The organism is Pseudonocardia endophytica (assembly GCF_004339565.1).
Lineage (GTDB): Bacteria > Actinomycetota > Actinomycetes > Mycobacteriales > Pseudonocardiaceae > Pseudonocardia > Pseudonocardia endophytica.
The window spans coordinates 3,507,392-3,520,686 of record NZ_SMFZ01000001.1; the positions used below are offsets into that span (position 1 = coordinate 3,507,392).

Annotated in this window: 13 protein-coding genes; 9 read left to right on the forward strand and 4 right to left on the reverse strand. The window is 73.5% G+C overall.

Translation table 11 applies throughout. From position 1 onward, the window contains the following. Positions 1 to 5 precede the first annotated feature (5 nt). From EV378_RS16200 to EV378_RS16220, 5 genes are read left to right on the forward strand one after another with little or no spacing between them, the layout of a single operon-like run. Positions 6 to 569, forward strand: coding sequence for a biotin transporter BioY (locus EV378_RS16200; protein ID WP_132426063.1), 564 nt, complete (start codon positions 6 to 8; stop codon positions 567 to 569). Further along, positions 566 to 2,101: a class I adenylate-forming enzyme family protein gene (locus EV378_RS16205; protein WP_243653491.1), complete on the forward strand. Its 1,536-nt coding sequence runs from the start codon at positions 566 to 568 to the stop codon at positions 2,099 to 2,101. The genes EV378_RS16200 and EV378_RS16205 overlap by 4 nt, the downstream gene beginning before the upstream one ends. Beyond that, positions 2,098 to 3,210, forward strand: coding sequence for a thiolase family protein (locus tag EV378_RS16210; RefSeq protein ID WP_132426066.1), 1,113 nt, complete (start codon positions 2,098 to 2,100; stop codon positions 3,208 to 3,210). The genes EV378_RS16205 and EV378_RS16210 overlap by 4 nt, the downstream gene beginning before the upstream one ends. Beyond that, a complete protein-coding gene (locus tag EV378_RS16215) occupies positions 3,207 to 3,881 on the forward strand; it encodes an energy-coupling factor ABC transporter ATP-binding protein (protein WP_132426069.1) in 675 nt (224 codons plus the stop codon). The genes EV378_RS16210 and EV378_RS16215 overlap by 4 nt, the downstream gene beginning before the upstream one ends. Next, positions 3,878 to 4,495 carry an energy-coupling factor transporter transmembrane component T family protein gene (locus tag EV378_RS16220; protein WP_132426072.1) on the forward strand — a complete coding sequence of 206 codons (618 nt, stop codon included), beginning with the start codon at positions 3,878 to 3,880 and terminating at the stop codon, positions 4,493 to 4,495. The genes EV378_RS16215 and EV378_RS16220 overlap by 4 nt, the downstream gene beginning before the upstream one ends. A 7-nt stretch (positions 4,496 to 4,502) precedes the next feature. Here EV378_RS16220 and EV378_RS16225 read toward each other — a convergent pair whose 3' ends face one another. Genes EV378_RS16225 through EV378_RS16240 form a run of 4 tightly spaced genes read right to left on the reverse strand, consistent with a single transcriptional unit; the run spans position 4,503 to position 8,642 of the window. After that, complete coding sequence (locus EV378_RS16225) at positions 4,503 to 5,078, reverse strand: dihydrofolate reductase family protein (RefSeq protein ID WP_132426075.1); 576 nt, start codon at positions 5,076 to 5,078, stop codon at positions 4,503 to 4,505. A gap of 55 nt (positions 5,079 to 5,133) precedes the next feature. Beyond that, positions 5,134 to 6,534 (reverse strand): hypothetical protein, encoded by a 1,401-nt coding sequence (locus EV378_RS16230; protein ID WP_132426078.1) that lies wholly within the window; start codon positions 6,532 to 6,534, stop codon positions 5,134 to 5,136. Between the two features lie 44 nt (positions 6,535 to 6,578). Then, a complete protein-coding gene (pseI, locus tag EV378_RS16235) occupies positions 6,579 to 7,637 on the reverse strand; it encodes a pseudaminic acid synthase (protein ID WP_132426081.1) in 1,059 nt (352 codons plus the stop codon). A 9-nt stretch (positions 7,638 to 7,646) separates the two neighbouring features. Continuing rightward, on the reverse strand, positions 7,647 to 8,642 hold the full coding sequence (locus EV378_RS16240) for a putative sugar O-methyltransferase (protein WP_243653627.1): 996 nt from the start codon (positions 8,640 to 8,642) through the stop codon (positions 7,647 to 7,649). Between the two features lie 94 nt (positions 8,643 to 8,736). On the opposite strand from EV378_RS16240, the gene EV378_RS16245 reads away from it, so the two are divergent. From EV378_RS16245 to EV378_RS16260, 4 genes are all read left to right on the forward strand, one after another. Beyond that, positions 8,737 to 9,420, forward strand: coding sequence for a glycosyltransferase family 2 protein (locus tag EV378_RS16245; protein WP_243653492.1), 684 nt, complete (start codon positions 8,737 to 8,739; stop codon positions 9,418 to 9,420). Then, on the forward strand, positions 9,417 to 9,935 hold the full coding sequence (locus EV378_RS16250; protein WP_243653493.1) for a DUF2304 domain-containing protein: 519 nt from the start codon (positions 9,417 to 9,419) through the stop codon (positions 9,933 to 9,935). Before EV378_RS16245 ends, EV378_RS16250 begins: the two co-directional genes overlap by 4 nt. Positions 9,936 to 10,185: 250 nt before the next feature. Beyond that, positions 10,186 to 12,213 (forward strand): DUF6541 family protein, encoded by a 2,028-nt coding sequence (locus EV378_RS16255; protein ID WP_132426090.1) that lies wholly within the window; start codon positions 10,186 to 10,188, stop codon positions 12,211 to 12,213. Positions 12,214 to 12,252: 39 nt separating this feature from the next. Continuing rightward, complete coding sequence (locus tag EV378_RS16260) at positions 12,253 to 13,251, forward strand: NAD-dependent epimerase/dehydratase family protein (RefSeq protein ID WP_132426093.1); 999 nt, start codon at positions 12,253 to 12,255, stop codon at positions 13,249 to 13,251. The last annotated feature ends 44 nt before the right edge of the window (positions 13,252 to 13,295 follow it).

The window sequence follows — 13,295 nt, forward strand, 5'->3', positions numbered from 1 at the left end:
ATCGCGTGGCCCGATCAGCACTGCCCGCCGCGGACCTCGCGCGCGTCGTCGTCTTCGCCGCGTTCATCGCCGTGCTCGGGCTGTTCCCCGGTGTCCCGGTCGGTGGGCTCGTCCCGATCGTCGTGCAGAACATCGGCCCGCTGCTGGCCGGCGCGATCCTCGGGTGGAAGCGCGGCACGGCGGCCGTGGCGCTGTTCCTCGCGATCACGGCGATCGGGCTGCCGCTGCTGTCCGGTGGTCGCGGCGGGATCGCACCGTTCGTCGGGCCGAGCGCGGGGTTCCTGTTCGGCTGGCTGCTCTCCGCGCTGGTCACCGGGCTGGTCGTGGAACGGGCGGTTCGTCGACGCCTGCCGGTGCTGCTGCTGGCGACGTTCCTCGGCGTCGTGGCCGACTACGTGATCGGCATCCCGGTGTACGGGGCCTTCCTCGGCAGCCTCGGCGCGGGCGTCGTCCAGTCGCTGGTGTTCGTGCCCGGTGACCTGGTCAAGCTCGTCCTGGCGGCAGTGATCGCCGGCCTCGTCCACCGCGCGCTGCCCGACCTGTTGCCCCGGCGCGCGTCCGTCTCGTGACAGCGGCGCACCCGCCGGTGCTCCGGGACGCGCCGGCGCTCCCCGACGGGCTGCTGTCCCGGATCCACGGTGCCGCCGCGGCGCTACGTGAGCGGGGCGCCGGGCCGGGGAGCCGCGTCGCGATCGGACCGTGCATCCCCGACGACACCGTCGCCTGGCTGCTCGGGGCCGACGTCCTGGGCGCGGCGGCGCTGGTCGTCGCACCGTCGTGGACGTCACGGGAGCGGGACGCGGTGCTCTCCGACGCCGAGCCGGACGTGTGCGTGGACGGCGCGCCGCACCCGTCGTCCACGTCGATCGACCCGCATCCCGGCGACGACGTGCTGTTCTACCTGGCCACGACGTCCGGCAGCAGCGGTCGCCCGAAGGTGCTGGCCCGCACCCGGCGGTCCTGGCGGATCGGGTTCGACGCGCTCGGCCCGCTCCCGGGGCCGGTGCTGCTGCCCGGGTCGCCTGCGTCGTCGCTGTTCCTGTTCGGGGCCCTGCACGCGCTGTACCACGGCGCGGACGTGCGGTGGCGGCCGTCGCTGGACGCCGCCGACCTGGCCGGCGTCGGCACCGTGCATCTCGTCCCGGCCCAGCTGTCCGCACTGCTCGCGGCGCCGCTCGTCGGACCTCGGGTGATCGTCAGCGGTGGGGCCGCCGTCGGTGCCGGGCTGCGCGCACGACGTGCCCGGCTCCTGCCGGACACCGAGCTCGTCGAGTACTACGGCGCGGCCGAGACCTCGCTGATGGCACTGCGCCGCGACGACGGCCCGCTCCGTGCACTGCCGGGCGTCGACATCCGGGTCCGCGACGACGAGCTGGAGATCCGCACCCCGCAGGCGTTCGCCGGCCACCTCCGGTCGGGTCGCCTGGAACCGGCGGGCGACGGTTTCCTACGCCTCGGTGACCGCGGCTCCCTGACCGACTCCGGCGATCTCGTCGTGCACGGGCGCGGGAGCGCGACGATCTCCCAGGGCGGCATGCTCATCGCCGCCGAGGAGGTGGAGGACGTGCTGCGCGACGTGCCAGGGGTCTCCGACGTCGTCGTGTCCGGTACGCCGCACCCCCGTCTCGGCGAGCTGGTCACGGCCGTGGTCGAGGCTCCGTCCGACCCGCCGGCGCTGAGCCTGCTCCGCACTGCGGCGCGGGACGGACTCGCCGCAGCAAAGCGTCCGCGACGATGGCTGGTCACGACGGCTCTCCCCCGCCTGACCTCGGGAAAGGTCGCCCGGTCACGCGTCGCCACCGGCCTGGCCGACGGGACCCTGGACGCCGCCCCGTTGCCCTCCGAGGCACCGGCCGGAACCGCCGCCGAGCCCGGGACGACAGGCGAGAGCGTGCCCAACCCGATGATCGACGGTTCGGCACGCATCGACGCCGCAGGTGACACCGATCCGCGCAGGACGGCTGATCATGGAGTCAGGTCGCCCGCTGAGAGCGACACCACCGACGTCGCCACCCTGAAGATCGACGGTTCGGTACGCATGGGTGCCACAGATGGCACCGATCCACGCCCGACCGCCGATCATGGTCGGGGCGGCGCATGACGGCGGACGACCGGATGCCCGTCGTCGTCGCGGCGCGGCGGACGCCGATCGGAACCGCGGGCGGCGCCCTGCGCGCGTACACCGTCGACGAGCTGGCCGCGCCCGTACTGCGCGCGCTGCTGGAGGACCTCGATCCGGGTGTGGCGATCGAGGACGTGTTGCTGGGCAACGTGTTCGGTCCCGGCGGGAATCCGGCGCGGGTCGCGGCGCTGCGGGCCGGGCTCGGTGAGGGCCTGCCCGGCATGACCGTCGACCGGCAGTGCGCCAGCGGGCTGTCCGCCATCGTGAGTGCCGCGACGGCGATCCGCTCCGGCGAGGGCGAGGCCTACCTGGCGGGCGGCGTCGAGAGCGCCTCCACCGCACCGACCCGGACCTGGCCGGGCGGCACCACGTACACGAAGGCCCCGTTCGCCCCCGCCGAGCTCGGGGACCCGGAGATGGGTCCGGCCGCGGACCGGGTCGCCGCCGAGGCCGGGATCAGCCGGGAGCGTCAGGACGAGTTCGCCGCACGTAGCCACGCACGGGCCGTCCGCGCTCAGCGGGACGGCACGTTCGACGCCGAGATCGTCCGGCTGGGGGACGTCCGCACCGACCAACGTCCCCGCGATCGGTTCGACGCCGCCCGCCTCGCCCGCTTCCGGCCGGCGTTCACCGAAGGCGGCACCGCGACGGCGGCGAACTCCTGCGGCGTCAACGACGGCGCCGCGGCAGTGCTGATCGTCAGCGAACGGGTCCGACGCTCCCTCGGCGTGCCCGGTCTGGCCCTGCGCGCGTCCGCGACGCGGGGATGCGCCCCGGCGCTGCTCGGCCTCGGTGCCATTCCCGCGATCCGGGCCGTCGACCACCCCCACCCCTGCGCCGTCGAGTTCACCGAGGCGTTCGCGGGGCAGGTCCTCGCCTGCCTCGACGCGGTCGGGCTGGACGAGCAGCGGGTGAGCCCGGACGGAGGCGCGATCGCGCTCGGGCACCCGTGGGGCGCGTCCGGGGCGGTGCTGGTGGTCCGCCTGTTCCACCGTCTGGTCCGATGTGGACACGGCACGACCGGTCTGGCCGCGCTGTCCTCCGGCGGGGGGCTCGGGGTCGCGGCGCTGTGGGAGGTCCGACGATGATCGAGTTCGACGGCGTCGGGCACGCCTATGGCGAGCGGACCGTGCTGCACCAGGTCGACCTGCGGCTGTCCGAGCAGCGGGTCGCGTTCGTCGGCGCGAACGGGTCCGGCAAGTCGACGCTGGCGCGGATGGTGAACGGCCTGGTCACGCCGACCTCGGGGTCGGTGACCGTGGACGGCGTCGACCCGGCGAAGCGCGGAGGCGCCGTCCGGCGGCGGGTCGGGTTCGTGTTCACCGATCCGGACTCGCAGATCGTCATGCCGACCGCGGGCGAGGACGTCGCGTTCTCGCTCCGACGGACCGGCGTGCCCCGCGGCGAACGCGCCGCCCGCGCGGCGGCCGCGCTGGCCGACATCGGCCTCGAAGGCTACTCCGAGCACCCCGCGCACCAGCTCTCCGGCGGGCAGAAGCAGTTGCTGGCGCTCTGCGCGGTGCTGGTCACCGATCCCGACGTGCTGGTCTGCGACGAGCCGACGACGCTGCTCGACCTGCGCAACAAGCGCCGGTTCGTCGAACGCCTGGCCGGACTGCGCCAGCAGGTCCTGCTCGTCACCCACGACCTCGACCTGCTCGACGGGTTCGACCGCGTCGTCGTGATCGACGAGGGCCGGGTCGCCGCGGACGACGCCCCCGGCCCGGCGATCGTCCATTACCGGAAGCTCTGCGCGTGACCGGCGCGCTCGCCCTCTACCAACCGGGCACGAGTGTCCTGCACCGGGCGCCCGCCGGGCCGTCGTTCGTCGTCGTGTTGCTGTTCGCGGCCGGGACGGTCGCACTCGACGACCCGTGGTGGCTGGGCGGGGCGGTCGCGCTCGTCGTGCTCGGGTACGTCGTCGCCCGGATCCGGCCGCGCCGGGTACGGGGCCTGATCCGCACGCTCGCGCTGCTCGCCGGCCTGATCCTGGTGATCCAGTGGTGGCTGATCGGGCCGCGCGAGGCGGCCGTGGCGTGCCTGCGGATCGTTGCGGCGGTCGGGGCGGCGAACCTGTTCACGCTCGTCACGAAGGTCGACGACCTGGTCGGCGCCATCGAGCGCGCGCTCGGCCCGCTCCGCCGGTTCGGCGTGGACCCGGAACGCGTCGGCGTCGTCGTCGGGCTGACCGTGCAGGCCGTCGGCACGCTCGCCGGCATCGCCGGTCAGGTGCGGGAGGCCGCCAGGGCACGCGGGGCGGAACGGTCGCTGACCGCGTTCGCGCTCCCGTTCGTGGTCCGCACGCTGCGCTACGCCGACGAGCTCGGTGAGGCGCTGGCCGCCCGCGGGTGGGGCGACCGCCGGGAACCCTGATCGCGCCTCAGCGCCGCACGCGGTAGCGCAGGTGCAGCACCCGGTCGCCGCGGATCACCACGTCCGGGTCCTCGAGCAGGTACTCGGAGTCGATGGACCCGAAGTAGCGCTTGCCCGACCCGAACACGACCGGCACGACGTCCATCGCCACCTCGTCCACCAGCCCGGACGCGAGCGCCTGCCCGCCGACCTCGCCGGCGGCCACCGCGACGGTCCGCTCGCCGGCCAGCTCCTTCGCCAGCGCGACGGCGGCGACCACGTCGTCGACGAAGTGGTACGACGCCTCCGGGTGCCATCCCTCCGGCTTCGGCCGGTGCGACACCACCACGACGTGCTCACCGGCCGGCGGCCGTCCCTCCCAGCCGTTCGTCAGGTCGAACAGGTGGCGGCCGATCACCATCGAGCCGATGCCGTCCCAGACCGGCCCGACGTACGCGGCCGACGCGGCGGACACCCGCGCGCCGAACCGGCCCGCCTCGACGTCGCCGTTGCCGTACCACGCGAACAGCGGGCCGATGTCGTCGTCGGAATCCGCGATGTAGCCGTCCACCGACACCACGTTGTTCATCACGACCGTGCTCATCTCACGCTCCTTCGTCGAGGTTGGTACCTCCTACGACCGGAGCGGCGTACTCAACTCATCGGTTGAACACGGGCGAGACCGTCACCTGCCGCTGAAGGCGCGTGAACAGCGACGTCAGCTCCCCGCCCGGCGGCGGGACGAGCTTCGTGTCGATCCGGTAGCCGGCCGGGATCGGCGCGGGCCGGTCGAAGCGCGCGTAGTTCCACTCCAGCAGGCGGCGCTCCACCGGGCCGGACCCGGCGAGGCGCTTGTCCAGCAGCGGCGTGAAGCGGCCGCGGTCGGCGAACTGGTCGACGACGCGGCAGTCGCAGTACCAGGCCAGCGTCCCGATCTCGCCGGGTGAGATCACGACGGATCCGCGCGGCAGGCGCTCCGCCAGTGCCCGGTACTGCGCGGGCGTGGCCCAGTTGAACGAGACCGGGGCGAACCCGTCGCGGGGGATGCCGTCGTTGGCGTCGGTCACGCCGGTGACCACGACGTAGCCGGCGGCGAGCGCGACGACGAGCGCCGAGGTCGTCGACCTGCGGGTCGCGACACGCGCGACGGCCGCGCACCCCAGCAACCCGAGCCCGCACAGCCAGAACGTGCTGTGCCAGAAGAAGGGCCCAGGATGCAGCAGCGACATCGTCACGTAGTGCGCGGCGGCCATCCCGGCCCAGACCCACGCCAGGCGCTCCCGCCACCACCACAGCAGGGCCACCGCTCCGGCGACGGCAGGCACCACCGACAGCAGCGTCGGTCCGGGCAGGACCGACGCGTAGTGCGGGACCGAGTTCCAGAACGACGTCCCGTTCCACGACTCCGCACCCTTGATCACGACCGTGTCCGGGACGGCGGACCCGAGGAACGACCAGGAGAACGCGAACCACGGGACCGTCGTGGCCACGGCCGCGCCGAGCGCCCGCCGCCGGCCGGCCGGTAGGCACACCAGCCCGAGCAGCGCGGCCGGTCCGAGGTCCGGGCGGGTCAGCACGAGCAGCCCGGCGACCACTCCGGCGACCATCGGCCGTCGCGTCACGACCGCCCACCCGGCGCCGGTCAACAACGTCACCGCGAGCTGGCTCTCCAGCCCCATGGAAGACATGAGCAGCGGGTTCACCGCGAGCACGGTCAGCGCGAGCACCGGGAACAGCACGGGCCCGAGCCCGAGCCGCTCGGCGATCCCGTACAGCCACCACCCGGCGACCGCGAACGAGACGACCAGCAGCACCCCGACGGCGACGAGGGCGTCGCGGACGACGGCCGTGATGCCGCCGAGTAGCAACACGGACAGGGGGCTGGTCGCGGTGTTCGACGGCAGCCCGTCGACCATTCCCCAGTTGCCGTGCACTCCGAGCTGGCGGGCGTAGTCCATGGCGATGAACGCGTCGTCGACAGGAACCCGGTGCATCAGCCCGAACACGGCCGCACCGAGCACCGCGCCGACCAGGACGACGGCGAACCGGGCGCGCGACACGACGTCGAGCGCCCTCGGCCGGTACGACCGTTCGGCGAGAGCGGTCAGATCAGGTCCCAGCCCAACGGCGTGCCGCGGGCGACGTCGCGGGTGAACTGCCTGCCCAGGACCGTCGAGATCGTGTCCGTGTGCAGGCCACCGGCCGGGCGGATCGAGCGGACGTTCTCGCTCGTCACCTTCTCCCCGGCCGTCACGTCCGCCACCACCCACAGCGAGCGGCGCAGCGCGAGCGTGTCCCGTTCGGACTCGCGTGGACCGAACCGGGCCGGCCCGACCGCCCTGCGGGCGACGTCGGTCTCCCGGCACAGCGCGGCCAGCTCGGCGGGCTCGAGGGAGAAGTCCGAGTCGACTCCGCCGTCGTCGCGCCGCAGCGTCACGTGCTTCTCGATCGCGCAGGCACCGAGCGCGACGGCCGCGACCGGGACCCCGATCCCGTAGGTGTGGTCCGACAGCCCCACCGGCACCCCGAACGCCTCACGCAGAGCCGGGATCGTCTGCAGGTTCGCGTCCGACGGGTCGGCCGGGTAGGACGCCGTGCACGCGAGCAGGACCAGCTCGGAGCAGCCCGCGGAGCGCGCCGCGGTGACGGCGTCGTCGATCTCGGCGAGCGTCGCCATCCCGGTCGAGATCACCAGCGGACGCCCGGTCGCGGCCATCCGCCGGATCAGCGGAAGATCCACCAGCTCGGCCGACGCGACCTTGTAGGCGGGCGCGTCCAGCGACTCCAGCAGCTCGACGGCGGTCGGGTCGAACGGGCTGGAGAACGGCACCAGCCCGTGCTCGCGAGCCCGGGCGAACAGCGGCTCGTGCCACTCCCACGGCGTGTGCGCCTGCTCGTAGAGCTGGTAGAGGTTCCGGCCGCCCCACAGCCCGTGGTCGTCGCGGATCCGGAACGCCGGGCCGTCGGCGTCGATCGTGATCGTGTCCGCGCGGTAGGTCTGCAGCTTCACCGCCTGCGCGCCGGACCCGGCGATCGCGTCCACGATCTCCAGCGCCCGGTCCAGCGACCCGTTGTGGTTGCCGGACATCTCGGCGATCACGAACGGGCGCTCGCCCGGCCCGACCCGGTGGCCGCCGATCGTGATCGATTCCGCTGCGCGCATGCGCCCAGATTACTTGCGAACGAAGACCATGACCTCGGAGACGGTGCCCTCGGAGTCCTGGCCGTAGAGCCCGGCGTCGGAGAGCACGAGCTCGTAGTCGGAGAAGAACTCGAGGTAGTGGCTGCGCAGCATGGGCTCGCGCACGTTCGGCTTGCCGGTCGGCGAGTTGCGCAGCAGCAGGTAGCGGGCGCCGAGGCCGGAGACCAGGTTCGCGTAGTTCTCGACGACCTCGGGCTCCATCTCCTGGAACGAGATGAAGTTGACGAACAGGTCGACCTGACCGATCAGCTTCGGCATCTGCCACGAGCACAGGACGGCCGCACGCTGCTCGATCGCGTCGATCTCGATCTTGTCGAGGTCGCGGGTCCGGCCGTAGTCGAGCACCTGGTCGGCACCGAGCACGTGCTGCAGGTAGTGCGTGGCGACGGCCGCGACCGGCGGGATGTCCACGTCGACGTAGGTGATGCCGGGGTTCTGCTGCACCAGGATCTCGCCGAGCGTGCCGAAGCCGCCGCCGATCTCCAGCACGGTGTCGATCTGCAGGTCCGGCACGGCGCGCTTGAGCGCGACCAGACCGCGCAGGTAGTTCAGCGACGACCGGCTGTACCGGCGGCCGTCGAACTCCAGCTGCTCGGTCGGGGCCCCGGCGCGGGACTCGTCGGCGTCGGCGATCCGTGGGTGCGCATCGACCGGGTCCAGCGCACGCACGGTGGCGTGGTGGCCGCGGGCGACCGGTACCTGGTCGATCCGGTCGGCGAGCAGCTTCCCGTTCGCGCCCGCCCGCGCCAGCAGCGACGACGCGGTCGCCAGCGGACGGGAGACCGGTGCGTAGCGCGGCGCGTAGAAGAACGTCGCGCTCGGGTGGCGGCGGAACTCGTCGAACCCGCGCTCGCGCAGGTCCTCGACGACCTTCTCCAGACCCGTCTGCCAGAAGTTCGTCGGCCGGTACAGATCGGCCGCGCCGTCCAGGTCCGACAGCATGGTCTCGAGCAGGTCGCGCGCCATCACCTGAACAGACTACGGACGCGCCAGGGTCCTCCCGACGGGGGCCCGGACCGCCCCGATAGCCTGAGGGGTGCCGAGGCGTTGACCGAAAGGGATGAGGGTGCCGAACGCGGACACGTGGGTGGTGGTCCCCGTCTACAACGAGGGGACCGTCGTCGCCGACGTGATCGACGAGATCGTCGTGCGCTTCCCGAACGTCGTCTGCGTCGACGACGGCAGCCGGGACGACTCGGCGGAGCGGATCGCGGGCACCTCGGCCCACCTCGTGCGCCACCCGATCAACCTCGGCCAGGGCGCGTCGTTGCAGACCGGGATCGACTACGCGCTCCGCCGCGGCGCCGCGTACCTCGTGACGTTCGACGCGGACGGCCAGCACTCCGTCGCCGACGCGGAGCGCATGGTCGAGATCGCCAGGGGCGGCGACGTCGACGTCGTGCTCGGCTCCCGTTTCCTGGAGTCCGACGAGGACATCCCGGCCCTGAAGAAGCTCGTGCTGCGCACGGTCGCGGCGCTGTCCCCGTCGAGCCGGAAGCTGAAGCTGACCGACGCGCACAACGGTCTGCGCGTGCTCACCCGTCGCACCGCGGAGGACCTGCGGATCAGCATGAACGGGATGGCGCACGCGTCGGAGATCGTGGCGTCGCTGGCGCGCGGGAGCCTGCGCGTGCGCGAGGTGCCGGTGACGATCCGCTACACCGACTACTCGCGGGCCAAGGGCCAGTCCCTGTTCAACGGGGTCAACATCCTCTTCGACCTGTCCGTGCGGGGCCAGAAATGATGGTCCGGGAGGGCGCCACCGTGATGCTGCAGATCGTCCTGGTGCTGGCGGCGCTGGGCGCGTTGTTCTACTTCGTCCGCAGCGGGCAGAACGTCGGCGTGCGGGCCAGCAAGCGCCTCGCGTTCGCCGGCTTCGTGCTGCTCAACATCTACGCCGTGCTCCGGCCGAACGACGTCACGTGGGTGGCCCGCCAGCTCGGCATCGGCCGCGGCACCGACCTCGTCGTCTACCTGCTGGTCGTCGCGTTCGTGTTCGGGATGCTGAACACCTACCTGCGCGACCGGGAGATCAGTCAGCACCTGACGAACCTGGCCCGCCAGCTGGCCATCCGGGACGCCGAGCTCGCCCGCCGCGAGGACGAGCTGGCCGAGCGGCTCCGCGCGGTCTCCGGCGTCGAGACGAACGGGACGCACCCGACACCTTCCCGGCCCGCCGACAACGGTGCCGACAACGGTGCGACCGGCCGGGTGGACCGTGCGACCGACACCGACGACGTATCGGCCGACGCGCGCTGACCTGCGCACGGAGACGGACGATCCGCTCGGCGGGCGGCGACCGGACGAGCGTTAGGACCAACCTCCGCTCGTCCGAACAGACGAACCGGTCACCGTCGCCGGCGCCTGCGGAGCGATGGCAACCGCGGCGGTCCGGCGCTGCGGCGCTACCGTGTCGCTTCCGTGGGTACGGCACCGGAGCCGGAGGAGGTCGGATGCAGCGCGACCTCCTGAGCCGTGCACACGGCCGTTCTGCAGGACGGCGTCGCCCGTGACGTGGGCCGCCGCCGTTCCGGCTGCGCTGGTCGCGGCCGCGTGGTGCGTCCTGCCGGGCGCGCTGGTCGCCCGCGCGTGCGGGTGGCGCGGGATCGCGTGCTGGGGCTCCGCACCGTTGGTCTCGATCGCCCTGATCGCGACGACCGCCGTCGTCGCCGGGCGCATCGGCGTCGGATGGGGTGCGTGGCCGGCCGTGGCAGCGGCCGTGCTGTGCGCGGTCGTCGCGCTCGCCGTCCGGACCGGTCTGCGACGGGTGCGTCGCACCTCCCCGTCGACCGATCGGCCCCGGTGGTCGTTCCGCCTCCGCGGCGGCCCCGACGGTGATCTCGCCGGAGCGGCGCTCGCCGCCGGGATGGTCGTCACGGTCGCGATCTGCTGGCTGACCGCCGTCCTCGGCTTCGGCCGGATCGACGCGATCTCGGCGACCTACGACGCCGTCCACCACTACAGCGCTGTCGCGCGGATCATGGCGACCGGCGACGCGTCGTCACTCACCCTCGGCGAGCTGACCAGTCCCGGGCACCCGGTCGCCTACCCGGCGGCGTGGCACGACGTGGTCGCGCTGGTCGGGCTCACGTCGGGGGCCTCGATCCCGGTCGCGTCCAACGTCGTCGCGCTCGTGGTGGCGGCCGTCGTCTGGCCGTTGTCGTGTGTGCTGCTGGTCCGCCAGACCGCCGGACGCCGGGCCGGCGCGTTCCTGGTCGCGCCCGTCCTGGCCACGGCGTTCACGGCGATGCCGTGGATGGTGATGACCTGGGGCGTGCTGTGGCCGAACCTGCTCGGCGTGGCCCTGCTGCCCGCCGGGCTGGCCGCCGTCGTCGGGGTTCTCGGGCTCGCACGCGACAGCGCGCTCGGCCGCGGGTCGGCGCTCCTGCTCGGCGCGATCGCCGTTGCGGGGCTCGGGCTCGCCCAGCCCAACGCGCTCGTCGGGCTGCTGGTCCTGGGACTCTCACCGCTGGTCGTGGCCGCCGTGCTGACCGCCGTCCGTCGGGCCCGCACCCGACGATGGGTGACGGCGGTCGCGGCGCCCGTCGGTGCGCTCGCCGTGGTGCTGGGCGTGGTGTGGCTGCTGGCGTGGTCGCCGTTCCTCGCGGCCGTCCGCTCCTTCGACTGGCCGGCGACGATGGGCCGGCTCGAGGCCGTGCGCGGCGTGCTGCTGAACGGCATGAACCAGCGGCCCGACCTGTGGGCCGTATCGGTGCTCGTCGTGATCGGTGCGGTGTTCGCGCTGCGCAGCCCGCGCACCGCGTGGCTCGTGCCGGCGCACGCGACGTCGGCGTTCCTGTACGTGCTGGCCGCCTCGCGCGAGGACGCGCTGACCGCGGCGCTGACCGGTGCCTGGTACAACGACTCGTACCGTCTGGCCGCGATGGTGCCGGTCACCGGCGTGGCGCTGGCGTCGCTCGGCGTGGTCGAGACGGTCCGGCTGCTCCTGCGGGCCGCGAACGCGCTGCCCGGCGTGGACCTTCCGCCAGAACGCCGCCGGTTGCTCGCGCTGCCCGCCGTCGCCGTCGCGGCCGTCGCGCTCGTGCTGGCCTCGGACGGCTTCCGGGTCGGGGTGCACGCGATCGCGGTGGCCGGCACGTACCAGCGGGACGAGTCGACGATGCTCTCGCCGGGGCAGCGGGAGTTCCTCGACGAGGTCGGCCGCGAGGTACCCGTGGACGACGTGGTCGCGGAGAACCCGTGGACCGGCAACGCCCTGCTCTACCCGCTCACCGGTCGTCAGGTGACGTTCCCGCACCTGTCCGGCAGCTGGACACCTGACCAGGAGGTGGTCCGCCAACGGCTGCGCGACGCGGCCACCGATCCGACCGTGTGCCCGGCCGTCCGCGCCGCGGGCGTCACGTACGCGATCGACGCGCCGGTGACGTTCTGGCCGTGGGACGAGCGGTCCGGGACGTACCCCGGGCTGACCGGCCTCGACCGCGCACCGGGCTTCGAGCCGGTCGTCTCCGGTGGCGGAAGCACGCTGTACCGGATCACTGCCTGCGGCGAGGACGGCGGCAGTGCGGCCGGCTGATCACCCCGGCCGATAACCTGTCCGCATATGGGAGAACGCATGCGGACACTCGTGACCGGCGGTGCCGGGTTCATCGGTTCGACGCTGGTGGACGCGCTGCTCGACCGTGGTGACGAGATCCTGGTCGTCGACGACCTGTCCGCCGGCCGTCGGGAGAACCTGCCCGCCGGGGTCGAGCTCGCGGAGTGTGACATCCGGGACGCCGCGCGGACGCGGACGCTGGTCCGGGACTTCGCGCCGGACGCCGTGCACCACCTCGCGGCGCAGATCGACGTCCGCACCTCGATGGCCGACCCGGCGCACGACGCGTCGGTGAACGTGCTGGGGACGCTGTCCGTGCTCGAGGCCGCGCGGGAGGCGTCCGTCGGCGCCGTCGTCGTCTGTTCGACGGGTGGGGCGATCTACGGCGAGGACGCGCCGCTGCCGACGGGCGAGGCGCAGCCCCCGGCCCCGGAGTCGCCGTATGGCCTGTCCAAGCTCGCCGCGGAGCGCTACACGGCGTTCTACGTCCGCGCGCACGGGCTCCCGGCCGTCGTGCTGCGGTTCGCCAACGTGTACGGGCCGCGCCAGCACCCGTCCGGCGGCGCGGGTGTCGTGTCCCTGTTCTGTGACGCGGCCCGGTCCGGTGCCCGCCCGACGGTCTTCGGTGACGGCGGGCAGACCCGGGACTTCCTCTACGTCGGCGACGTCGCCCGCGCCGCCCGGCGGGCCGCCGACGGGCTGCGCTCCCGGGAGGTGGCGCCCGGCGAGGTGCTGAACATCGGCACCGGCACCGAGGTCACGATCACCGAGCTGGCCGCGACGGTCGGCCGGGTCGCCGGGCTGGACGCGGACGCGTTCGCACCGCACCACGAGCCGGCCCGGCCGGGCGAGCTGCGCCGCAGCTGCCTGGACCCGTCCCGCGCCACGTCCGTGCTCGGTCTCCCCGCGCCGACGCCGCTCGCCGACGGCCTGGCCGCCACCTGGGCCTGGCACACCGGTCCCGGCCCGGCTCACGACGGAGACCGGGTGTCGACGATTCGCACACACGGTGGCTGACTCGCCACGCCGCGTGAGATGATCGCATTCGCCGTAAACGATTC

Excerpts from the sequence above, each read along its gene's own strand:
- EV378_RS16250 (WP_243653493.1), top strand. The coding sequence starts at position 9,417 with ATGATGGTCCGGGAGGGCGCCACCGTGATGCTGCAGATCGTCCTGGTG.
- EV378_RS16260 (WP_132426093.1), top strand. The coding sequence starts at position 12,253 with ATGCGGACACTCGTGACCGGCGGTGCCGGGTTCATCGGTTCGACGCTG.
- pseI (WP_132426081.1), bottom strand. The coding sequence starts at position 7,637 with ATGCGCGCAGCGGAATCGATCACGATCGGCGGCCACCGGGTCGGGCCG.
- EV378_RS16240 (WP_243653627.1), bottom strand. The coding sequence starts at position 8,642 with ATGGCGCGCGACCTGCTCGAGACCATGCTGTCGGACCTGGACGGCGCG.
- EV378_RS16245 (WP_243653492.1), top strand. The coding sequence starts at position 8,737 with ATGAGGGTGCCGAACGCGGACACGTGGGTGGTGGTCCCCGTCTACAAC.
- EV378_RS16225 (WP_132426075.1), bottom strand. The coding sequence starts at position 5,078 with ATGAGCACGGTCGTGATGAACAACGTGGTGTCGGTGGACGGCTACATC.
- EV378_RS16210 (WP_132426066.1), top strand. The coding sequence starts at position 2,098 with ATGACGGCGGACGACCGGATGCCCGTCGTCGTCGCGGCGCGGCGGACG.
- EV378_RS16215 (WP_132426069.1), top strand. The coding sequence starts at position 3,207 with ATGATCGAGTTCGACGGCGTCGGGCACGCCTATGGCGAGCGGACCGTG.